The organism is Burkholderia torrens (genome assembly GCF_984668525.1).
In genome coordinates this window covers 710,764-732,529 of sequence record NZ_OZ480213.1, presented here as the reverse complement: position 1 = coordinate 732,529, position 21,766 = coordinate 710,764, and the positions used below count along the sequence as shown (strand labels likewise).

Below are 21,766 nucleotides of genomic sequence, written 5' to 3'. Positions count from 1 at the left end.
TCCGTTCAGTGCAGCGTCGCGAGATACGCGGCGAGATCGTCGGCGTCGCGCGGCGCGAGCGCGATCGACGGCATCAGCGACTGCGGCTTGACCTGCCGCGCATGCGCGATCCAGCGGCGCAGGTCGTCGGGGGTGTTGTCGAGCGTGCCGGCCGCGAGCAGCCGGCGCGAGCCGACGTGCGTGAGATCGGGGCCGGCGTCGCCCGTCGCGTCGGTGCCGCGCACGGTGTGGCAGCCCGCGCAGCGCGCGGCGAACACGCGCCGGCCATGCCGTTGCGCGTCGGTGCCGGGCGCGGGTGCCGGCTGGCGCTGCGTGGCGAGCCACGCACGAAACGCGGCGGGCGGCTCGGCCACGACCTCGAGCGCCATGTGCGCGTGCTGCGCGCCGCAGTATTGTGAGCACTGTCCGCGATAGATGCCCGGCCGGTCGGCCTGCAGCCATTGGCGATTCGTTTGGCCGGGAATCGTCTGTGTCTTGCCGGCGAGCTGCGGCACCCAGAACGCGTGGATCACGTCGGCGCTTTTCAGTTCGATCGCGACGGGCTCGCCCACCGGGATGTGCAGCTCGTTCGCGGTGACGAATGCGCTGCCGCCCGCGTCGTCCGGATAGCGCGCGGCCCACCACCAGTCGTGCGCGGTGACGACGACCGTCAGCGCGGGCGGATGCGGCGGCGTCGCGACCGCACCGAGCACGCGCAGCATGGACACGAGCGCGCCGAACAGCAGCACGATCGAGACCGCACTGCCGACGGTCACGATCGTCATTCCGCTGCCGTGGCTGCCGCCTGCCTGCGCGCGCCGGCGGAACATCGCGATCAGCAGCAGCACGGCGATCGCGACGCAGACGAACACGCACAGCGCGAGCAGCGCCCAGCCGAGCACGAAGACCGGCTGCGCGGCGGGGCCGGCTGCGTGCACGACGTACGCGAGCGGCAACGGCGCGGTGGGATTCGCGGGCCCGGTGGCGGCGCGCGCGACCATCGGCACGACGACGCACGCAACCGGCACGAGGCACGCGATACGACGTGTTTTCAAGGGCAGCGGAGCAGGCAATGCGACTCCTTGCAGGATTCGGCGGCATGACGACAGCCGTTTGCGGCGGAGCAATTCTCGTGCGCGTGCGGCGCGGACCTGTGTGACGGCCGCGTTGCGCGCGCTACGGCCGGCGTGTTACAGCCGGCTTGTAAATCGGGCTGCCGTTTATCGGCTACGACTCGTGCTTGCCGCCCTTGCCGCCCTTGCCGCCCTTGCCGCCCTTGCCGCCGTGTTCGCCGTTGCCCGGCAGCACGGCCGACAGCACCTGTCGCGCGGTCTCGACGATCACGCTGGTTTCGCGCGGATCGCCTTTCACCAGCGTTTCGGCGAAATGCTTTGCCTGCTGCAGCGTCACGTGTGGCGGCAGCGGCGGCACCTCGGGGTCGCTCTTCACCTCGAGCACGACCGGCCGGTCGGCGGCGAGTGCCTCGTCCCATGCGGCGCCGAGCTGTTCCGGGTCGTCGACGTAGATGCCCTTCAGGTCGAGCAGCGTCGCGAAACGGTAGTACGGCACGTTCGGAATCTGCTGCGATGCGTCGAATTTCGGGTCGCCTTCCATCACGCGCTGCTCCCACGTGACCTGGTTCAGGTCCTCGTTGTTCAGCACCATGCAGATCCAGCGCGGATCGCGCCACTGCCGCCAATATTTCGCGACCGTGATCAGTTCGGCCATGTTGTTCATCTGCATCGCGCCGTCGCCGACCATCGCGATGACGGGACGCACCGGATGCGCGAACTTCGCGGCGATCGCGTAGGGCACCGCGGCCCCCATCGACGCGAGCCCGCCGGACAGCGAGCCCATCATCCCGCGCCGGATCATCAGGTCGCGCGCATACCAGTTTGCACAGGAGCCCGAATCGCTCGTCAGGATCACGTCGTCCGGCAGCCGCGGCGACAGTTCGGTAAACGCGCGCTGCGGATTCACGCCGCGCCCGGCGGTGGCCTTCGCGGCCGCACGCGCGGCGAGCGTCTCGCGCCAGTCCGCATTCCATCGCGCGATCGTCTCGCGCCAGCCGGTGTCGTTGCGCGGCTTCAGCAGCGGCAGCAGCGCGCGCAGCGTCTCGGCGCTGTCGCCGACGAGGTTGACCTCCATCGGATAGCGCAGGCTCAGCATGTCGGCCTTCAGGTCGATCTGCACCCCGCGTGCCTGGCCTTCCTTCGGCAGGAATTCCGAATAGGGGAAGCCCGAGCCGACGACCAGCAGCGTGTCGCATCCGGTCATCAGTTCATGGCTCGGCTTCGTGCCGAGCAGGCCGATCGAGCCCGTGACCCAGGGCAGGTCGTCGGGCAGCGCGGTCTTGCCGAGCAGTGCCTTCGCGGCGCCCGCGCCGAGCCGGTCGGCGACCGCGATCACCTCGTCGGTCGCGCGCAGCGCACCCGCGCCGACCAGCAGCGCGACCTTCTTGCCGGCATTCAGCACGTCGGCCGCGCGCTGCAGGTCGTCGGGATACGGGACGACCTTCGGCGCGGCATAGCCGATGCCCGAATGCACGGTGCCGTGCGCGCGTTTCGGCGGCGCATAGTCGAGTTCCTGCAGGTCGTTCGGCAGCACGAGCGCGGTGACCGTGCGGGCGCCAAGCGCGGTGCGCACCGCGCGGTCGACCAGGTGGCGCACCTGGCCGGGCACCGTCGCGAGCTGGACGAATGCGCCCGCAACGTCCTTGAACAGCGCGGGAAGATCGACTTCCTGCTGGTAGTGGCCGCCAAGCGCCGCACGCGCCTGCTGGCCGACGATCGCGAGCACCGGCATGTGGTCGAGCCGCGCGTCGTACAGACCGGTGACGAGGTGCGAGGCGCCGGGGCCCGACGTCGCGACGCAGACGCCGAGCTCGCCTGTAAATTTTGCATGCGCGGATGCCATGAAGGCCGCCATCTCTTCGTGGCGGGCCTGGATGAATTCGATTTTGCGTTCCGCGCGACCCAGCGCGCCGAAAAACCCGTTGATACCGTCGCCCGGGTAGCCGTAGATGCGACGCACACCCCAGTCGTACAGCCGCTCGACGATGAAATCCGCCACTGTCGCCATGCCGTTTCTCCTTGGTTCGCCATGAGCCGATGCCGGCTGTCGCGCAACGCATGTGCCGCGCCGGGCACGGCCGGCAAGATGATGGAGGCGATGGAGCGCGCGCCATACGCGGACGACGCCGATCGCGATTTCGTTGCGCACATGGCGCCGCATCGCCAGGGCGCGATCGACATGGCGCAGGTCGCGCTGAAGTACGGCAAGGATCCTGCGCTGCCGTCACTCGCCAGCCGGATCGTCGCCGCGCAGCGCGACGAGATCGCGTTGCTGGAGCGCTGGCAGGAGGAGCACGGCAAGACGCCGTGAGCCGCAGCGCACGGCCGGTCCCGCGACCGGGCACGCAAACTGCTGGCTCGTGGACGGCGCCCGCATACGGGACCGAACCCCGTGCCCTCGCGCATGACGGGTCCGCGCGTGCGCCGACATCCACATTCGCATCCGGGAGGCGCCATGCGTGATTCGAACGATCCACCCCGCGCCGGGGCAGGCAACGAGGCCCGTACCACCGCCGACCCGCGAGCAGTGACGGTACGACACCCCGTCACGCGCGCGTTCGAACGTTTCGCGTCGCGCGTAACCGTCTGGGCCGGTTCGCCGGTCGCGTTCGGCAGCGCGGTCGCCGTCACGGTGCTGTGGCTCGCTACCGGGCCGATCTTCCGCTATTCGGACGCCTGGCAACTCGTCATCAATACTGGAACGACGATCATCACGTTCCTGATGGTGTTCCTGCTGCAGCGCAACCAGAATCGCGACAGCGTCGCGCTGCACCTGAAGCTCGACGAACTCGTGGCTGTCACGCACGCGGCGAGCGACCGGCTGATCGGGATCGAGGACGCATCGGAAGAAGAGTTGCGCGCGATGGCCCAGACTTATCTCGACATGGCGAAGCGGGTGGCCGCCGGGGAGGACGAACCGGACGCCGGCCGCGATCGCGAGCAGGCCGGTCATCCGCCCGAATCGTGACGAACGGGCGAACAGGCGAACGTCGGCGGAGTCCGCCGCCGGAACCTCGGACGATATTTCAACCGCTTGTCATTTCTGTCCCGGCGTCGCAGAGTGAAGGCCGTCCGTGCGCTGAACGCGCGGTGACGCACCGTTTGCCGACGGCATGATCGTTCGGGGCACGGGTCATCCGCGCGATGTCGACGTGAGCGTCGAGCACGGGCGCGTGTGCCTGACCGGGCAGATCGACGAAGCCGAACGGCAGGCGATCGTCGACGGCGCGGCCGTGCTGGCTGGCGTGAACACGGTCGAGGACGCGATGGGCGCACGCCGCGAGTACAAGGGCCGCCCGGCGGGCATCCGCACTGACCGCGGTGCAGGTCGCCGGGGCGGTGAACGACGCCACACGAGAGTTCGGCGCATGCAGGGCAGCCGGAGCGCCGGCCGCCTGGCGCCTCATCCGGAGCCCACCCAATGACCGATAGTCCGCCCCCCGACACGACGCCTCCGCACGCGGAGCCACCCAGCGCGCACGACGCGCTCGAACACCTGCTGGGCAGCCTGCACCGGCATGGTTTCCTGCATTTCGCGAACGAGGTCGTCAGCGCGAACGCGCGGCTGGCCGACACGTTCGTCGAAACGCTCGACAAGCCGGGCATGCAGAGCGGGATGCAGAATCTGGCGGTGCTGCTGATGGCGCTGTCGCGCATTCCGCCCGAGCAGTTCGGCAAGGCCGTGTTCGCGGCGGCCGATGCGCTGCATCACGTCGGCGCGTGGCAGCCGTCGCAGCACGAGCACGTCGCGCCCGGCGTGCGCGGCGCGTACCGGCTGCTGCACGACGAAGCGCTGTGGGACGCGCTGACGCCGTTGCTCGAAGGCCTGAAGGTGTTCGCGCAAGGCCTCGCACGCGACCCGGACACGTCGGTGACCACGCTCGGCGAGAGGGCGACGGATACCTGACGATGCCCGGACGTACCGGGGCACTCCGGATGTCGCGTCCGGGCCCGCCGTTTGCTGGATGACGCGCGATGAGGCCGGCACGTGCAATCACGCACGCGGGCCGCCGCCTGGAGCGACGTTTCATGTCCGATGCGATCCTGTGTCCGTTATCCGTTCCCGAGCGATCCGGCGGCGTGCTGCCGCGCGCGCCGATGTTCGGTCCGCGTGACAGGCGCGCGCGAATCGTCGAGCCATTCGATGCACCGACTGGTCGAAGCGACGACGGTCTCGAACCGCCCGTCGTCGCCCGTGCAGGCGACGGCGGCGCCGACAGTGGCCACGGCGGCGGCGCGGAACGAGGCCGCCACGACGATCGCCACACCGACGCGCCGGGCGGTGGCGGAGGCGACGGCCATCCGCACGACGATCGCGGCGGCCGCACCGGCGGCGACGGAGACGGCAACGACGGCGAAGACGAACGCAGGCGTCCGGGCAAGAAGCCGTTGATCATCATCGGCGCGGTAGTGCTCGTGCTAGTGATCGCGGGGCTCGTGTGGTGGCTCGCGACGCGCAACCAGGAAAGTACCGACGATGCCTACACGGACGGCAATGCGGTCGCGGTCGCGCCGCATGTGTCCGGCTACGTGACGCGGCTGGCGGTCGACGACAACACATACGTGCGGCGTGGCGACGTGCTCGTCGAGATCGATTCGCGCGACTATCGCGCGCAGGTCGATGCGGCGCGTGCGCAACTCGGTCTCGCGCAGGCACAGCTCGACGCATCGCGCGTGCAGCTCGATATCGCGCACGTGCAGTATCCGGCCCAGTATCGGCAAGCGCGTGCCCAGATCGAATCGGCGGAAGCCGCGTATCGGCAGGCGCTCGCCGCGCAAGAGCGGCAGCGCGCGGTCGATGCGCGGGCGACGTCGCAACAGGCGATCGACGCGGCCGACGCACAGCGCGCGAGCGCCGACGCGAACGTCGCGATGGCCCAGGCGCAGGCGCGCACCGCGAGCCTCGTGCCGCAGCAAATCCTGCAGGCCGAGACGACGGTCGAGGAACGTCGCCAGCAGGTGCTGCAGGCGCGAGCACAGCTCGATACGGCCGACCTGAACCTGTCGTACTGCGAGATGCGCGCGCCGTCCGACGGCTGGGTCACGCGGCGCAACGTGCAGGCCGGCTCGTTCCTGCAGCCGGGCACGTCGATCTTCTCGATCGTCACGCCGCGCGTATGGATCACCGCGAACTTCAAGGAATCGCAACTCGAACGGATGCGCATCGGCGATCGCGTCGACGTGTCGGTCGACGCGTATCCCGATCTCGACCTCCACGGCCATGTCGACAGCATCCAGCTTGGCAGCGGCGCGCGCTTCTCCGCGTTTCCGACCGAGAACGCGACCGGCAACTTCGTGAAGATCGTGCAGCGCGTGCCGGTGAAGATCGTGCTCGACGGCCCGCTGCCGAACCATCCGCCGCTCGGTCTCGGCCTGTCGGCCGTGCCGACCGTGCACCTGAAATGACCGGTCGCCGCACCGCGGCCGGGTTCGACCGGAGCGATCATCCCATGGCTGACAGTCGCATGCCGTTTCCGTTTCCCGGAGCCCGTCGATGAACCGGCCGCCCGACCGGCACGATGCGTCGGGCGGCGCGTGGCGCCCGGCCGCGAACCCGTGGCTCGTCGCGATCGTCGTCACGCTCGCCGCGTTCATGGAAATACTCGACACGACGATCGTCAACGTCGCGCTGCCGCACATCGCCGGCACGATGTCGGCGAGCTACGACGAGGCGACCTGGACGCTCACGTCGTACCTTGTCGCGAACGGCATCGTGCTGCCGATCTCGGGGTTCCTCGGGCGCTTGCTCGGCCGCAAGCGTTACTTCCTGCTGTGCATCGCCGCGTTCACCGTGTGCTCGTTCCTGTGCGGCGTCGCGACCAACCTCGGCGAACTGATCGTGTTCCGCGTGCTGCAGGGGCTGTTCGGCGGCGGGCTGCAGCCGAACCAGCAGTCGATCATCCTCGACACGTTCCCGCCCGAGCAGCGCAATCGCGCATTCTCGATCTCGGCGATCGCGATCGTCGTTGCTCCCGTGCTCGGACCGACGCTCGGCGGCTGGATCACCGACCATTTCTCGTGGCGCTGGGTGTTCCTGCTCAACGTGCCGATCGGCGCGCTGACCGTGCTCGCGGTGATGCAGCTCGTCGAGGATCCGCCGTGGCGGCGCGGTGCCGAACGCGGGATCTCGATCGACTACGTCGGCATCGGGCTGATCGCGATCGGGCTCGGCTGCCTGCAGGTGATGCTCGATCGCGGCGAGGACGAGGACTGGTTCGGCTCGAACTTCATCCGGGTATTCGCGGTGCTGTCCGTGCTCGGCCTCGTCGGCGCGACGCTGTGGCTGCTGCGCACGAAAAAGCCGGTGGTCGACCTGTCGTGCCTGCGCGACCGCAATTTCGCGCTCGGCTGCGTGACGATCGCGACGTTCGCGGCCGTGCTGTACGGCAGCGCGGTGATCGTGCCACAGCTCGCCCAGCAGCATCTCGGCTACACGGCGACGCTCGCGGGGCTCGTGCTGTCGCCCGGCGCGCTGCTGATCACGATGGAAATTCCGCTCGTGAGCCGGCTGATGCCGCACGTGCAGACGCGCTACCTCGTCGGGTTCGGTTTCGTGCTGCTGTGCGCCGCGCTGATCTATTCGCGTCTGCTGGTGCCCGACATCGACTACAAGCACCTCATGATCATCCGGTGTGCGCAATCGCTCGCGATCGGCTTCATGTTCGTGCCGATCACGACGCTCGCGTACCTGACCGTGCCGCAGCGGCTCAACGACGACGCCTCCGCGCTGTTCACGATGTTCCGCAACGTCGCGGGCTCGATCGGCATCTCGGTGTCGACTGCGTTGATCCGCGAACGCACGCAGGCGCGCATGGCCCATCTGTCCACGCACATGTCGACGCTGTCGCAGAACTTCCAGGAGGCGCTGCAGCAGAACGCGCGCGCGATCGGCGAACTGACGGGCGCGCCGCCTGCGGCCACGCTGCAGGCGGCCGGCGGACGATTGTACGAAACGTTCGTCTCGCAGGCGACGATCCTCGCGTATATCGACGTGTTTGCGATCCTCGCGGTGTTCTGCGCGTTCAGTATTCCACTGACGTTCCTCTTCTCGCCGGCAAAGGCCGCGCGCGGCGCGGGAGGGCATTGACGATGACGACGCATCGACGCGGCCGTCGCCGACATTCGCTACGAGCACGCGGGATCGCCGCGATGCTCGCCGCCTGCGCGGTGTTCGCGGGCTGTACTGTCGGGCCGGATTTCAAGCCGCCGCAGGCTGAGGCGCCGGCCAACTGGCGTGACTTGCAGGCCGCGGACGCGGCATCGCCGGCATCGGGCGCATCGGCGGCATCGGCATCGGCTCCCGGTGCGCGTGCGCCGTCGTCGCCGGTGACGAGTGCCGATCCCGATCCGCGCTGGTGGCACGCGTTCGGCGATCCGCTGCTCGACCGGCTCGTCGAGCGTGCCGCGCGCGACAACCTCGACGTGCAGGCCGCCGTGCTGCGTATCGCTCAGGCACGCGCGCAGGTTCGCGCGGCCGCCGCGCAGGGCTTGCCCGACGTGCGCGCGAGCGCGAGCTACCAGCGCGAGCAGCTCGGCGTGAAGGGCATCGTCGAGGAACAGGGTATCGACCAGCGTGTCGACCGGCTCGGCGCACCGGGCTCGCCGCTCGACCGGTTCGGGCCGGGCACCGGCGCGAGCGTGCGGCAAGGCGCGCGCGGCGCGCTCGATGCCCTCGAAGCGCCGGTCAACCTGTGGCAGGCCGGGTTCGACGCATCGTGGGAGCTCGACCTGTTCGGGCGCGTGCGCCGCTCGGTCGAATCGGCCGGCGCACAGGCGAGTGCGGCGGTCGCGAGCCGCGACGACGCGCTGCTGTCGCTCGAAGCCGAGGTCGCGCAGACCTATCTGCAACTGCGTGGCGCGCAGGCGCAACGCGCACTGGCCGACGACCTGCAGCGCGCGCAGCGCGAACTGCTCGACCTGACGCGCGAGCAGGCCGCGCACGGGCTCGCGAGCGACCTCGACGTACGGGCGGCCGATGCACGGCTCGCGCAGATCCGCGCGCAACTGCCGCAGTTCGACCAGCAGATCGTACTGCTGCGCAACGGTCTGGCGTACCTGGTCGGCGGCGCGCCGGGCGCGCTCGACGACTGGCTCGCCGCGCCGGCCGCGTTACCGGGCGTGCCGCCGACCGTGCCCGTCGGCCTGCCGTCGACGCTCGCGCGCCGGCGCCCCGACATCCGCCGGGCCGAGGCCGACCTGCATGCGGCCACGGCCGACGTCGGCGTCGCGGTCGCGCAGTTCTATCCGGACGTCTCGCTGACGGGGCAGGTCGGCCTGCGCGCGTCGCACGTGCGGGAGCTTGCGCACTGGTCGCACCTGTTCTATGCGTTCGGGCCGGCCGTGTCGCTGCCGATCTTTTCCGGCGGCGCGCTCGTGTCGAACCTGCGGCTGTCGCAGGCGCGTCAGGCCGAAGCGGCTCTGGCGTACCGGCAGGCCGTGCTCGTCGCGCTGCGCGACGTCGACAATGCGCTGGTCGTGTATCGCACCGACCAGGCGCGCGCGACGGCGCTCGACGATGCAGTGAAGGCCGAGCAGGGCGCGCTGGACCTTGCGCGCGATCGCTACCGGAAGGGGTTGTCGCCTTTCCTCGACGTACTGGATGCCGAACGGCAATGGTCACAAGGGCGGCAACAGGCCGAACAGGGGGCGCTGCAGACGACGACCGATCTCGTCGCGCTCTACAAGGCGCTGGGCGGAGGATGGCAGGCCGGACGCTGATCGGTCACACGCGCCGCGTCATTCCCACGCGTGCTTGCTGAACTGATAGCCCTTGGAGCGGATCGTCTTGATCCGTTTGGGCTCGGCCGCGTCGTCACACAGCTTGCGGCGCAGCTTCGAGATGCGGCCGTCGATCGAGCGATCGAGGCCGTCGAACGCGATGCCGCGCAGCAGCAACGTCAGCTCCGCGCGGCTGACCACTTCGCCGGCGCGGCACGCCAGCGCCCACAGCAGGTCGAATTCGGTCGACGTCAGGCGCGGTACGCTGCCGTCGGGAAGATGGACGCGGCGATCCGTGCGGTCGATCGAGAACTTGCCGAAGGTGAAGCGCTGCGGCGATTCCGGCACGCAGTCGGCCGGCTGCGTCCGTACCCGCCGCAACTGCGCCTTGATCCGTGCGAGCAGGATGCGCGGCTCGACCGGCTTGCGGAGAAAGTCGTCGGCGCCGAGTTCCAGTCCGAGCAATTCGTCGAACGGCTCGTCGCGGGCCGTCAGCATGATGACGACGCCGTCGTATTGCGTGCGTGCCGCGCGGCAGATCTCGAAGCCGTCCCTGCCCGGCAGGTTGATGTCGAGCAGCACCACGTCGGGGCGGCTCGCGACGATCGTGGCGGCGGCGCCGGTGCCGTCGAACAGCGTGTCCACCTGGTAATGATGCTTGCGCAGATAGTCGGCGATCAGCGCGGACAGAGGGGCGTCGTCTTCGACGAGCAGGATTCGGATGGGCATCGCTGAACGAGGGGGTAAAACGGGAAAGTGGCGAGCGGTCAGGTCCAGTCCGAATGCGTGGCAGCCGACGCGACGTGCATGGTACTGCGCAATATTCCGCCGGAATGTGACGAAAGCTGATTCGTTCGGTGAGCGTATCGATGGGGAAAGTGCCGCTGCCCGGCGGAGCGATGAATGGCTGGCGGGGCCGGGGCGCGCGTTCGACCGAAACGGCTCGGCGCGATAGCCGGCGCGGGGTCGACGAGGATGCACGATCAGGCATCCTTCAGACGAAAACGTTTGCGAAAATCCGTTGTCCGGAACGCCGTCCGCATCGGCGGAACCAAGGCCAGGCAAGGTTACTCGACATATCATTACAAAATATTACCAATATCGCCGGATATCCGTCCCTACAATTGCAGCACCTGCCACGTGTTGCATGATGGATGGCGATTCGTCGGGTTCGCGGCCGTCTTGCGCGCCGGCGTCCGCCGGGCAGGCAAACGAACCGCGTGCCATCGACGGGGGTGAAATGACGCCGTTGCAAGTCGTCCAGCGTCTCGCTGTGCTCACGAACGCGATCGAAGTCGCGGTGGCGCGGGCCGACTGGGACGAGGCCGTTCAGGCCGCCGACGCGCGTTTGGGGTTTGTGGTTGCGCTCGCAACCGAATCACCGGACGAGGTGCGGGCGGCGCTCAGGCGCATGCAGGAGATCGATGTCCGGATTTCCACGGTCGCACGCGACAAGTTGCAGGTGCACATAGCCGAGAGCCGGATTGCATTGCACGAATCCCGCGCGGCGACGAACGCGTTGAAGGCCAGGCAGCAGCTGCTCGGGGTGGGCGCTGCAGCACCGCGCCGTGCTTACCGCATGGGCACCCGATCCAATTCCCGCCCTGCAACACGAAGCTGATATTCGCTTCCCTTTGGAATGGCATGAGATTCAGAAAACGCACCAGTTATGTCGATGCGACACGGTGGTTCGCCGAGGGCGATCATGACCGGGTGGAGAGCCGTCACGGCATCTGGGCCGTCGCGACGCCCGAAGGCTGGCGCTCGGTGAAGCCGGGCGACTGGATCCTGCTCGATGAATGCGGAAACTGCTGGCCGATGGACAACGGCCTCTTCAAGCATTTCTACGAACCGGTAGCGGAGTGACCGGGCCACCGGATCGACGCGGCGCCTTCGCCTATCGGCTTTTGCGCGAGAACAGCAACGAATCGGCGTCGTTGAAACGGATGCGTTCCGGTTCGCCGTAGCCGGCTTTCTCCGCCACGCGGATCGACGCGACATTCGTCGGCGCGATCAGGCACACGCTGCGCTCGAAGCGCTGCTGCCCATCGAGCCACGCCAGTGCGGCCGCGAGTGCCTCGGTCGCGTAGCCCTTGCCGTGCGCCCAGGTCGCGAGCGCCCAGCCGGCTTCCGGCACGCCGCGCACCGACGGCTCGATGTTCCGGTGGAAATCCGCGAAGCCGAGATCGCCGGCATAGCGCCCCGATGCCTTCTCGCGAATCGCCCAGTAGCCGTAGCCGAGCAGCGGCCACAGGCCGCGATACGCGAGCATGCGCATCCACGAATCGCGCGGCGCGGACGGTTCGCCATTGAAGATATGCGCGACGACCTCCGGTTCGGCCCACATCGCGGCGAGCGCGTCGAAGTCGCCGAGCGGATGGCCTTCGAGGACGAGGCGGGGCGTGTCGAGAATGGGCGGGGAAGAGACGGGCGGCATCGAATTTTCCGGAACAGGGTTGAACAGAACAACCGGGCCGTCAAGGCGCCGAAATCATATCAAAACCCCTGGGCGACGATGCCGGCATGGCGCTGTCGCCGTTTCGCGGCGAAGCGGACCGAAGGCCCGCATACCCGCGCGCATTGCCGTCATAGAGCCGCGTGCGGTCGTCACCGACATTCGATCGCCTTCGCCGTCCTGCCGTCCGGCCGCCCGCAAGCGCCGCGGGCGACCTACTTCCGGCTTTTCAGGAACGTCCGCCCTTCGGCCGTGATCGACGCGCCGGAGCGTCCGTGCACGGGATGGCTGACGAATCCGGCGCTGACGAGCTCCCGCGCGATCGACCAGCCGAGCGCCGGCGCATCGCGTCCGTAGCGGACGTCGGCGAGGCGTTCGAGCGCCCAGATGGCGGAGGCGGACAGGTTGGGGGTGTTGGACATGTCGGTATCGCTCATCGCTTCCTCGGGGAGTGGAAATTCGGGGTGGGCGGCGCAATGCCGCGGGGCTGGCGGCACAAGCATCAGCACGCCTGGAGCAACGGCAGCAGCGCGTGCAGCGCCGCTTCTTCGTCGGGCCCGGTGGCCAGCACCTGGGCCGACGTGCCGCCGTGTACCTGCAACGACGCGATGGCCGCGCCGTCCTTCGCGTTTCCGCTGATCCCGTTCGCGATCAGCTGGATGTCGCTTTCGAAGCGGCGCGCTGCGTCGACGATTGCGTCGCGGGCGGCGGCGCCGCGGTTGCGGTTCCACGCGGGGCCGATCTGGACGTACACAACGGTTGCCACGATGCTGGAAATCCTCCGGACGGGGTCGGAATCGGTGCGCGGCGCCGGGCCGGCCACGCAGCGGGCCGCGTGAAATGCGGTGCCGGGATGTGTACCGCGTGCGCCGTCGGGCCGGGCTGTCGCGGTTTCCCGCAGGGCCGCGGCGCACGATCCGGTGCGAACATGCCGGCAACCTCGGTAAAGCTGCCTTCAAGTTCGCGGAATGTCGCGAAGTCGAAGATTATAATGCATCGGTCAGAACATGTGTATTGCATTATAATGCCGTGTGCGCCGATGCCGGCCTGCCGCTCCGCCGGCCGGCGTGTCCCGGCCGCATGGACGCCCGGGTGCGCAACCTGCTCGCCCGGCATTTTTTTGATCGACCCGACTCCTCCCGAATGGAAGCTGCAATGAACGCCGCCCCCGCCTGCCCGCAATGCGCGATGGAAAACACTTACCCGGACGGCACGCTGACCGTCTGCGCCGACTGCGGCCATGAATGGTCGGCCGGTGCCGGCGCCGAAGCGGGTGACGAACCCGCGGGCGACGTCGTCAAGGACGCGAACGGCAACGTGCTGTCGGACGGCGATTCGGTCGTGCTGATCAAGGACTTGCGCGTGAAGGGTTCATCGATCACGCTGAAGATGGGCACCAAGGTGAAGAGCATCCGGCTCGTCGGCGGCGATCACGAAGTCGATTGCAAGACCGACATGGGCGGCTTCATGCTGAAGGCCTGCTACCTGAAGAAGGTCTGAGCATCCGCGTGCCCGCCCGTTTTCGTCCGATTGCCCGACCATGATCGACGATCGAGCTTCCTACGACGCGTTCGTCAAATTCCTGGCGACGCCGCTGAACGACGGCCGGCCGTTCGTGCTGGAGACGCGGCACGCGCTGTCGCTGCACTTCGATCATTTCGGCACGCAGAGCTTCATGTCGCTGCGCGATCCGGTCCGGCTCGAGCTTGGCTATACGCGCGTGATGATGGGCTTCCTGCTGCTGCAACCCGAGCCGGCGCACATCTGCATGCTCGGGCTTGGCGGCGGCTCGCTCGCGAAGTACTGCTATCGGCACCTGCCCGGTGCGGCGATCGACGCGGTCGAGATCAATCCGGACGTGATCGCATTGCGCGATGTCTTCAGGATTCCTGCCGATGACGCGCGTTTCGCGGTGATCTGCGCCGACGCCGCGGATCATGTGAACAGGGCGGACATCCGGACCGACGTGATCCTGCACGACGCGTTCGTCGCCGACGGCACGCCGGGCCGGTGTACGGGCGCGGCATTCCTCGACGCGTGCCGCGCACGCCTGGGCGAAACCGGAGTGCTGGCGATCAACCTGATGGACGACGACCCGGCGCTGCCGCAACACGTCGAGCAGTTGCGGGCGGTATTCGGTGCGTCGTATGCGCTGGTACCGTGCGGTGACGACAACAACTTCGTCGCGTTCGCATGGAAGAACGACAACCGGCTGCCGTCATTGCGGATCCTGCTCGAACGCGCGCTTGCGTGTACGCAGGCCGGCACGCTCAAGCTGGCGGCCACGGCGAGGCGCATGAAGGCAGGGGAGAGCATCGATCCGCAGCGGCTGGTGCGGCGCGCACAATCGCAAGGACGCTGGGAAATCGGCGCTTAACCGGTGTGTGAGCGGTGCGTGAGGGCGGCCGCGCTTACTTCACGCGCTTGCCGAGCGTGCTCTTGGTCTTGTACGTGACGCCGTGCCGGTCGAGATATTCGCGGATCAACTGCCGCACGACTTGCGACGGCGTCAGATCCTGCTCCGCGCAGAGCATTTCGAAGGCTTCCTTCTTCGCAGGGTCGATCAGGACGGTCAGGCGGGCGGTTTTCGTTTCCATGACGGGGCGAGCGTGGTCGGTATGTTAATCAAATTATAATCGATCCGACTTCGGTGCCGCCGCCGGAATGACGGTTCTCCGCGCCGATTAGCGGCTGCTGCGGCGCAACGCGAGCAGGTCGTCGATCACGGGTACGATCGCGAGCAGCACGAGCACCGCCGCGAGCGGCACCGTCGACACGTAGCCGACATGCTTGAAGCCGATCGCGCCGGCCAGCCCGCCGACGAAGAACGACGCGAGCATCGTCGCGTGAATCCTGAGCTTCGAGCGGTTGGCGATCACCGCATGCGCGTCGACGTCGACGGCCGACCGGTTCCAGTAGAACAGCTTCCCGAGCTCGATGCCGAGGTCGGTCACGATGCCCGTCATGTGCGTCGTGCGGATCTCCGCGCCCGACAGCTTCGTGATCGTCGCGTTCTGCAGTCCCATAATGAAGCACAGCAGCGTCACGGTCACCGGCACGAAGAAGGTTTCCCACAGCGCGAGATGGCTGCCGAGCAGCCCGAACAGGAGCAGCAGCGCGGCCTCCACCAGCAGCGGCAGCATGAACTGGCTCTGCAGCCCGCGGCGGCGCCCCCAGTTGACGAGGATCGCCGAGCAGCTGGCGCCGATCAGGAACGAGCCCAGCGAGCTGATGCCGGCCAGTGCCAGCCGAACGTCGCCGAGTGCCGTCTGGTCGGCGATCGCGGACACGATGCCGCTCATGTGCGACGTGTATTGCTTGACCGCGAGAAAGCCGCCGGCATTGGCCGCGCCGGCGACGAACGCCAGCGAAAACCCGAGCTGGCGATTCGCGGTCGCGCTGCGGTGTTTTCCCGTCAGGTTTCGAAAGTACTGCGCTGGCATAGGGGCTTCGCTCAATCGCCGCGGATCTCGGGCACGGACATGAAGACCGACGCCAGGCGGCAGGGCGGGCACGCCCCCTGCGCCGAAGGCCGGGTCTGTCGATTCATGTGATGAACATGATAATGTCATTATCATACTCTGTTAGCCTCATGGGGCTGACAGTACAATGCGAACGGTACGGCCAGCCTGCGGCTGTGCAGCCGCGCTTCCTTCGACCTACCGCGTCATGACCCCGATCAAGTTCATTCTTCGCTACACGGCGATTCCGTTCACGGCCATCGTGGCCGTGGTGCTCTGGACCGTCATACCATCGTCGAAAGAGATCGATGCGAGACAATATGCGGCGCTGTCGCGTGCGTACGCGAGTTTCCCGTTGCCGTTCCGGCACGAGATCTCGGATGCCATGGACCATGGCCGGATCAACGACCGGCGCTACCAGGCGCTCGTGCGCGATTCGCTGGGCAACGGCGTCGCGCTGGACTGGCCCGCATCAGGCGTCGGCGGCGTCGCCGACGAACGGAATAAACTGGCCGAACTCATTCAGGCCGATTCGGATCTTCAAAGGCAACAGCAATGAAAACCCTGCTGGTCTCCGTGGCATTCGCGATGATCATCGCGAGCCTCATCTTCGCGCTGTATTTCATGAATCACGATCGCGGCAAGTCCAAGCGGATGGCGTGGTCGCTCGCCGCCCGCGTCGGGCTGTCGGTCACGCTGTTTCTGTCGCTGCTGATCGCGTACAAGCTCGGCTGGATCGAACCGACCGGATTGCCGATCGGGCGCTGACGAGCGCGTCGGCGCCCGGGAACGCTCATGCGAGCGCGGCGAGCGTCGATGCCGCGTACGCACCGGGCAGCGTCGGCAGCGCATCGAGGAGCGAGACGGTGTACGGGTGCGACGGCGCATCGAATACCTGCCCGACGGGGCCGCTCTCGACCACGCGGCCGCGTCGCATCACGAGAATCCGGTCGGCCACGTGATGGACCACGCCGAGGTCGTGCGAGATGAACAGCATCGCGGTGCCGTGTTCGGCCTGCAGATCGGCGAGCAGATCGAGCACCTGGGCCTGGATCGACACGTCGAGCGCGCTGACCGGCTCGTCCGCGACGAGCAGCGCCGGGTTCGATGCGAACGCGCGCGCGATCGCGACGCGCTGCCGCTGGCCCCCGGACAATTCGCGCGGGTAGCGGTCGAAGCAGGCGGCGCCGAGCTGCACTTCGTCGAGCAGTTGCAGCACGCGGCGGCGGCGTGCGTCACCTCGGATACCGAGCGCATCGAGGCTTTCGCCGACGATCTGGCCGACCGAGTAGCGCGGGTCGAACGAGCTGTAAGGGTCTTGTGCAATCAACTGCAGCCGCGCACGACGGGCGCGTCGTGCGGCTTCCGGTACGCCGTTCCACGGCTGGCCGTCGAGCACGACGGTGCCGCTGTCGGGCTCGACGAGCCCGAGCACGATTCGCGCGACCGTGGATTTGCCGGAGCCGGATTCGCCGACGATGCCGAGCGTCTCGCCTCGCGAAAGGGAGAACGATACGTCGTCGACCGCGGCCGGCGCGTCGCGCCCGCCATAGCGCTTCGTCAGCGCGTCGACGGCCAGTACCGGTGCGTGCGCATCGATGCGCTTCGGCGGCAGCGGAACGCGTGCGGCGGTCGCGAGCCGAAACCCGCGCGACGCGGCGGTGGGAATCGCCGCGAGCAGCTCGCGCGTGTACGGATGCGCCGGCGTGCCCAGCACGTCGCGTGCCGGCCCTTGTTCGACGACCTGGCCGGCGCGCATCACGAGCACGCGGTCGGCCAGGTCCGCGACGACCGCGAGGTCGTGGCTGATCAGCAGGATCGCGTCGCCGGCATCGCGCCGCGCACGCAGCAGCGTCAGGATCTGGCGTTGCACGGTCATGTCGAGCGCGGTGGTCGGCTCGTCGGCAATCAGCAGCGACGCGCCGCCAGCGATCGCGGTGCCGATCAGCACGCGCTGCCGCAAGCCGCCCGACAGCTGATGCGGATACTGCGGCAGCCGCCGCTCGGGGTCGTCGATGCCGACCGAGCGCAGCAGGTCGGCGCTGCACGCCGCGACGTCGCGCCGGCGCGTGTCGTGCAACGCCTCCGCCACGAGGTCGCGCACGCGCCACAGCGGGTCGAGCGACACCAGCGCGTCCTGCAGCACGTAGCCGATCCGGCGGCCGCGTATGGCGCGCCAGTCGCGTTCCCGGTGGCCGCGCGCGTCCGTGCCGCCGATCTCGAAGCACGCGGCATCGATCACGGCACGCGGGCCGTTCAACCCGACGAGGCTGCGGGCGGTGACGGACTTGCCGGAGCCCGACTCGCCGACGAGCGCGACGCATTCGCCGGCATGCACGGCAAGGTCGAGCGGGCCGACGACGGCGCGCGTCCCGTGCGGGCCGCGAAACCCGATCGTCAGGCGCTCGATGCGGACCAGTGGCGCGGCGGCGCTCGTCGCGCGCGAAGCGTTTCCACGGGTGCTCATGCGACCTCCCGGCGCTCGAAGCGTGTCTGCCAGTAGCCGCCGAGCGCATTCACGGCGATGACGGCCGCGGTGATCGCGAGGCCCGGCCATACCGCGATCCACCACGCGTTGTACAGATAGTTGCGGCCTTCGGCGAGCATCAACCCCCATTCCGCGGCGGGCGGCTGCGGCCCCATGCCGAGGAAGCTCAGTCCCGACGTGCCGATGATCGCGGTGCCCAGCCCGATCGTCGCGAGTACCGGTACCTGTGCAATCGCATGCGGCAACACGTGCCGCCATACCAGCACCGCCGGCGCAAGGCCGAGCGTGCGCGCGTGCTCGACATGGCCTGACGCCGCGACGACGAAGGTCTGCGCGCGCACCACGCGTGCGAAGCGCGGCACCGATGCGACGCCGAGCGCGAACACGAGGTTCGTCGCGCCCGGTCCGGTGAACGAGATCAGCATCAGCGCGAGCAGCAGGTCGGGGAACGCGGACACGACATCGAGCAAGCGCGTGATCAGTTCGTCGAGCCAGCCGCGCGCGAGGCCGGCGAACAGCCCGAGTGCGGTGCCGAACAGCGTCGCGACGCCGATCGCCGCCGCGCTGATCGACAGCGAGTAGCGGGCGCCATGCACGACGCGCGAAAAAATGTCGCGGCCGAGCTGGTCGGTGCCGAGCCAGTGCTCGGCGCTGCTGCCGAGCTGCGCGGACAGCGGATCGGCCGCCAGCGGATCGTAGCGTGCGAGCCAGCCGGGTACGACGACGGCGACCGCGTTCAGCAGCAGATAGACGGCCGCGAGCGCGAGGCCGGGGTGGCGGCGCAGCCAGCCGGCCGCGCGGGACGTCGCCGGTGCGTGCAGCGCGAGATCGACGGGAACGGACATCGGTGCCTCCGGTTCAATGCGCTGCGCGGCGGTCGCGCAGGCGGGGATCGATCAGCAGGTACAGCAGGTCGACGGCGGTACTGAGCGCGACATAGATGGCGGCCGACAGGATCGCGATCGCGAGGATCACCGGCATGTCCCTCGACAGCACCGCGTCGACCGTCACCTTGCCGAGACCCGGCCGGCCGAACACCTGCTCGGTAATCACCGCGCCGCTCAGCAAGCCGCCGACGAGCCAGCCGGCGAGCGTGACGGCCGGCAGCGCCGCGTGGCGCAGCGCATGACGCACGCGCAGCGCGAGCCCGCCGACGCCCCACGAACGCACCGTCAGCGCGTACGGTTCGTCGAGCGCACGCTCGATGCCTTGCCGCAGCACGCGGCCGATTACCGCGCCCTGTGCCAGCCCGAGCGACAGCGCCGGCAGCACGAGCGACGCGAAGCCGCGATCGCCGGCCACCGGGAACAGCTTCAGCGTGAAACTGAACACGAACAGCAGCATGATGCCGAGCCAGAACGACGGCGTCGACGCGAGCAGCAGCTCGACGCCGGACGCGACGCGCCCGGCCCAGCGGCGGCCGGCCGTCAGCACCGCGAGGCCGACGGCGAACCCGATCGTCACGACGAGCGCCGCGCCCGTCAGTTTCAATGTCGGCCACAGCTGGCCAAGCACGAGCGGCGCGACGTCGGTGTTCAGGATGTACGAGCGGCCGAACTCGCCGTGCAGCACGCGCCACAGGTAATGCAGGTACTGCAGCGCAAGCGGTTCGTCGAGTCCCCATTCCTGGCGGATGGCCGCTTCGATCTCCGGCGTGCTCAGCTGCTCGCCGATCAGGATGCCGACGATATCGCCCGGCGCGAGATGCACGGCTGCGAACGACAGCGTGACCGCGGCCCACAGCACGAGTGCGCCGGTGGCGAGCCGCGTCGCGATCGGCGAACGCAACCAGCGGCGCCATGCCGCCGGCGGCGCTGCGACCGGCAGCGTGTCCGGGACGGCGAGGGGCGTGGACGGCGAACGGTTCATGGTCGAATTCTCCAGTCGGATCGGCGCGCGCCGGCCTACTTCTTCACCCACACGTCGTACGGGTTCTCGGGCATCTGCGCGAACGAGCGGAAGCGCAACCCCTGGACCGTCTTCGCGGCGGCGATCTGGTCTTCGGGCTCATACAGCGGCACCGCGTACGCCTGCTCGTTGATCGCGAAGCGCTGCAGCTCGCCGTACAGCTTCTTGCGCTCCGCCACGTTCTGCGTGCGTGCGGCCGCCTGCAGCCAGCGCGTCAGTTCGGGGGCCGACGCGCGGCTGTAGTTCAGCGCACCGCCGCGATCGACCGGCAGGTAATGTCCTTCTATGTCGATCCCGTCCGGCGGCGTGTTCGAGTTCGCGATCGAGCCGAACTTGCCGCTCTTGCGTGCCTCGACGTACGTCCCGTCGTCGACGTACTGGATCTTCAGGTCGATGCCGAGTCGTTGCCGCGCCTGCGCTTGCAGCGCCTGCAGCAGCACGTCGCGCTGGTCGCGCACCGTCGCCTGTGCCTGGATCACCGCGATCGTCAGCCGCTCGCCGTTCTTCGTGCGGTAGCCGCCGCTGTCGCGCGTGCTCCAGCCGGCTTCGTCCAGCAACTGATTCGCGAGTTTCGGATTGTTGCCGTAGGACCGTTCGATCGTGGCGTCGTAGAACGGATCGATCGGCGACGTGATCCCCCACGCGCGCGTGCGTTCGCCGCGGTAGATCGACTGCACGATGCCGGTCGTGTCGAGGCCCTCGAGCAGCGCGCGGCGTACCTTCACGTCCTGCGTGGGGCCATAGGCGACGTTCAGGAACAGCGAGTAGGGCGTACCGGTGTTGAGTGCACGGCGGTAGGTGAAATCGGCGTTCTTGCGGATCAGCGCGGCGTCGTTGCCCGATACGCCCTCGATCACGTCGACCTGACCGGACAGCAGCGCACCGGTGCGGACCGACGATTCGGGCAGGAACCGGTAGACGATCCGGTCCAGGTAGGCGGGCCCCTGGTGGCCGGCCGTCGGCGGCGCCCAGCGATAGTCGGGGTTCTTCGCGAATTCGATTTCCTGCCCCTTCACGTAGCGGCGCAGGATGAACGGGCCGGTGCCCGCGATGTCGGTGCCGCCCGATTTCAGGCCGGGCCGGTCGAACGCGTTGGGCGACAGCAGCGGCAGCCGGCCGGCGAACGTCAGGAACGGCGCATACGGTGCGTCGAGCGTGATGACGACCGTGCGCTCGTCCGGGGTCTTGACGTCGGCGACGTGCGAGCTCAGCCGCGCGAGCTGGCTGCCGGCCGCATACGACAGTTCACGTGCGTTCAGGAAGTTGCGCGCAACGGCCTTCGCGTCGAACGGCGCGCCGTCGGTGAACTTCACGCCGTCGCGCAGCGTGAACGTATAGGTCTTGCCGTCGGCGGAGACCTTGTAGCCGGTCGCGAGCCACGGGACGTAGCTGCCGTCGGGTTTCTGCACGAGCAGGCTCTCGTACGCATTGCGCAGCAGCAACTCGACCTTGTCCTGGCCGTTCAGTTGCGGGTTCAGCGTGCGGGGCTCCGTTTCGACGCCCCAGGTCAGCGTGCCGCCCGAGACGGGCGTGCCCTGCGCGAACGCGGCGTGCGGCAACGCGAGTGCGAGCACGAGCGCGGCCGGCGCGGTGCGGCGCGACACGAATCGGGCGGAATCCGGAAATGCAAATGTCATGCTGGGAAGCCTTTCACGATAGGGATGGCAGGAAGGTTCGGCGCGAC

At 68.6% G+C, this 21,766-nt stretch carries 24 protein-coding genes and 1 pseudogene; 13 read left to right on the top strand and 12 right to left on the bottom strand.

Annotated features, from left to right (window positions below; translation table 11 throughout):
- Nucleotides 1–5: 5 nt before the first annotated feature.
- Nucleotides 6–980: a cytochrome c oxidase subunit II gene (coxB, locus tag AC5LXX_RS33615; protein WP_493414331.1), complete on the bottom strand. Its 975-nt coding sequence runs from the start codon at nt 978–980 to the stop codon at nt 6–8.
- Nucleotides 981–1,206: 226 nt separating this feature from the next.
- Entirely contained in the window at nt 1,207–3,060 is a 1,854-nt protein-coding gene (locus AC5LXX_RS33610) for a thiamine pyrophosphate-requiring protein (protein ID WP_493413533.1), read from the bottom strand.
- Here AC5LXX_RS33610 and AC5LXX_RS33605 point away from each other — a divergent pair.
- From AC5LXX_RS33605 to AC5LXX_RS33575, 7 genes and pseudogenes are all read left to right on the top strand, one after another.
- Nucleotides 3,043–3,363, top strand: coding sequence for a DUF305 domain-containing protein (locus AC5LXX_RS33605; RefSeq protein WP_493414330.1), 321 nt, complete (start codon nt 3,043–3,045; stop codon nt 3,361–3,363). The genes AC5LXX_RS33610 and AC5LXX_RS33605 overlap by 18 nt on opposite strands.
- 144 nt (nt 3,364–3,507) lie before the next feature.
- Complete coding sequence (locus tag AC5LXX_RS33600; protein ID WP_493413532.1) at nt 3,508–4,020, top strand: low affinity iron permease family protein; 513 nt, start codon at nt 3,508–3,510, stop codon at nt 4,018–4,020.
- Nucleotides 4,021–4,174: 154 nt separating this feature from the next.
- Nucleotides 4,175–4,357: pseudogene (locus AC5LXX_RS33595) on the top strand (BON domain-containing protein); the annotation flags it as partial.
- Between the two features lie 116 nt (nt 4,358–4,473).
- Nucleotides 4,474–4,959 carry a DUF1641 domain-containing protein gene (locus AC5LXX_RS33590; RefSeq protein ID WP_493413531.1) on the top strand — a complete coding sequence of 162 codons (486 nt, stop codon included), beginning with the start codon at nt 4,474–4,476 and terminating at the stop codon, nt 4,957–4,959.
- A gap of 122 nt (nt 4,960–5,081) precedes the next feature.
- Nucleotides 5,082–6,458 carry an HlyD family secretion protein gene (locus tag AC5LXX_RS33585; protein WP_493413530.1) on the top strand — a complete coding sequence of 459 codons (1,377 nt, stop codon included), beginning with the start codon at nt 5,082–5,084 and terminating at the stop codon, nt 6,456–6,458.
- Nucleotides 6,459–6,546: 88 nt separating this feature from the next.
- Nucleotides 6,547–8,139: a DHA2 family efflux MFS transporter permease subunit gene (locus AC5LXX_RS33580; protein ID WP_493413529.1), complete on the top strand. Its 1,593-nt coding sequence runs from the start codon at nt 6,547–6,549 to the stop codon at nt 8,137–8,139.
- 2 nt (nt 8,140–8,141) lie between these two features.
- A complete protein-coding gene (locus tag AC5LXX_RS33575) occupies nt 8,142–9,770 on the top strand; it encodes an efflux transporter outer membrane subunit (protein WP_493413528.1) in 1,629 nt (542 codons plus the stop codon).
- 18 nt (nt 9,771–9,788) lie between these two features.
- On the opposite strand, the gene AC5LXX_RS33570 is transcribed toward AC5LXX_RS33575, so the two are convergent.
- Nucleotides 9,789–10,499, bottom strand: coding sequence for a response regulator (locus AC5LXX_RS33570; RefSeq protein ID WP_493413527.1), 711 nt, complete (start codon nt 10,497–10,499; stop codon nt 9,789–9,791).
- Between the two features lie 421 nt (nt 10,500–10,920).
- Here AC5LXX_RS33570 and AC5LXX_RS33565 point away from each other — a divergent pair, with 421 nt between their 5' ends.
- Nucleotides 10,921–11,391 (top strand): hypothetical protein, encoded by a 471-nt coding sequence (locus AC5LXX_RS33565; protein WP_493413526.1) that lies wholly within the window; start codon nt 10,921–10,923, stop codon nt 11,389–11,391.
- 23 nt (nt 11,392–11,414) lie between these two features.
- A complete protein-coding gene (locus tag AC5LXX_RS33560; RefSeq protein ID WP_493405614.1) occupies nt 11,415–11,636 on the top strand; it encodes a hypothetical protein in 222 nt (73 codons plus the stop codon).
- Nucleotides 11,637–11,667: 31 nt separating this feature from the next.
- Here the strand turns inward: AC5LXX_RS33560 and AC5LXX_RS33555 are convergent, their stop codons facing one another.
- The 3 genes from AC5LXX_RS33555 to AC5LXX_RS33545 all read right to left on the bottom strand — a co-directional run bounded on the left by AC5LXX_RS33555 (nt 11,668) and on the right by AC5LXX_RS33545 (nt 12,991).
- Entirely contained in the window at nt 11,668–12,207 is a 540-nt protein-coding gene (locus AC5LXX_RS33555; protein ID WP_493413525.1) for a GNAT family N-acetyltransferase, read from the bottom strand.
- A 233-nt stretch (nt 12,208–12,440) separates the two neighbouring features.
- On the bottom strand, nt 12,441–12,662 hold the full coding sequence (locus AC5LXX_RS33550) for a hypothetical protein (RefSeq protein ID WP_034190041.1): 222 nt from the start codon (nt 12,660–12,662) through the stop codon (nt 12,441–12,443).
- Nucleotides 12,663–12,727: 65 nt separating this feature from the next.
- Entirely contained in the window at nt 12,728–12,991 is a 264-nt protein-coding gene (locus AC5LXX_RS33545; RefSeq protein ID WP_493413524.1) for an HPr family phosphocarrier protein, read from the bottom strand.
- Nucleotides 12,992–13,380: 389 nt separating this feature from the next.
- Here AC5LXX_RS33545 and AC5LXX_RS33540 point away from each other — a divergent pair, with 389 nt between their 5' ends.
- Both AC5LXX_RS33540 and AC5LXX_RS33535 read left to right on the top strand, forming a co-directional pair.
- On the top strand, nt 13,381–13,725 hold the full coding sequence (locus AC5LXX_RS33540) for a zinc ribbon domain-containing protein YjdM (RefSeq protein WP_031401187.1): 345 nt from the start codon (nt 13,381–13,383) through the stop codon (nt 13,723–13,725).
- Between the two features lie 40 nt (nt 13,726–13,765).
- On the top strand, nt 13,766–14,602 hold the full coding sequence (locus AC5LXX_RS33535) for a class I SAM-dependent methyltransferase (protein WP_493413523.1): 837 nt from the start codon (nt 13,766–13,768) through the stop codon (nt 14,600–14,602).
- 34 nt (nt 14,603–14,636) lie between these two features.
- Here the strand turns inward: AC5LXX_RS33535 and AC5LXX_RS33530 are convergent, their stop codons facing one another.
- The gene (locus AC5LXX_RS33530; RefSeq protein WP_124452638.1) at nt 14,637–14,822 is read right to left on the bottom strand and encodes a ribbon-helix-helix protein, CopG family; all 186 of its coding nucleotides are present in this window, start codon (nt 14,820–14,822) and stop codon (nt 14,637–14,639) included.
- Nucleotides 14,823–14,909: 87 nt separating this feature from the next.
- A complete protein-coding gene (locus AC5LXX_RS33525; RefSeq protein ID WP_124452640.1) occupies nt 14,910–15,668 on the bottom strand; it encodes a YoaK family protein in 759 nt (252 codons plus the stop codon).
- A 226-nt stretch (nt 15,669–15,894) separates the two neighbouring features.
- On the opposite strand from AC5LXX_RS33525, the gene AC5LXX_RS33520 reads away from it, so the two are divergent.
- Nucleotides 15,895–16,245 (top strand): hypothetical protein, encoded by a 351-nt coding sequence (locus AC5LXX_RS33520; RefSeq protein ID WP_493413522.1) that lies wholly within the window; start codon nt 15,895–15,897, stop codon nt 16,243–16,245.
- Nucleotides 16,242–16,454 (top strand): twin transmembrane helix small protein, encoded by a 213-nt coding sequence (locus AC5LXX_RS33515; RefSeq protein WP_006489184.1) that lies wholly within the window; start codon nt 16,242–16,244, stop codon nt 16,452–16,454. The genes AC5LXX_RS33520 and AC5LXX_RS33515 overlap by 4 nt, the downstream gene beginning before the upstream one ends.
- Before the next feature lie 25 nt (nt 16,455–16,479).
- Here AC5LXX_RS33515 and AC5LXX_RS33510 read toward each other — a convergent pair whose 3' ends face one another.
- Genes AC5LXX_RS33510 through AC5LXX_RS33495 form a run of 4 tightly spaced genes read right to left on the bottom strand, consistent with a single transcriptional unit; the run spans nt 16,480 to nt 21,719 of the window.
- Nucleotides 16,480–18,153 carry a dipeptide ABC transporter ATP-binding protein gene (locus AC5LXX_RS33510; RefSeq protein WP_493413521.1) on the bottom strand — a complete coding sequence of 558 codons (1,674 nt, stop codon included), beginning with the start codon at nt 18,151–18,153 and terminating at the stop codon, nt 16,480–16,482.
- Nucleotides 18,150–19,019 carry an ABC transporter permease gene (locus AC5LXX_RS33505; RefSeq protein WP_493413520.1) on the bottom strand — a complete coding sequence of 290 codons (870 nt, stop codon included), beginning with the start codon at nt 19,017–19,019 and terminating at the stop codon, nt 18,150–18,152. Before AC5LXX_RS33505 ends, AC5LXX_RS33510 begins: the two co-directional genes overlap by 4 nt.
- 13 nt (nt 19,020–19,032) lie before the next feature.
- On the bottom strand, nt 19,033–20,043 hold the full coding sequence (locus AC5LXX_RS33500) for an ABC transporter permease (protein WP_493413519.1): 1,011 nt from the start codon (nt 20,041–20,043) through the stop codon (nt 19,033–19,035).
- 35 nt (nt 20,044–20,078) lie between these two features.
- A complete protein-coding gene (locus tag AC5LXX_RS33495) occupies nt 20,079–21,719 on the bottom strand; it encodes an ABC transporter substrate-binding protein (RefSeq protein ID WP_493413518.1) in 1,641 nt (546 codons plus the stop codon).
- Nucleotides 21,720–21,766 lie beyond the last annotated feature (47 nt).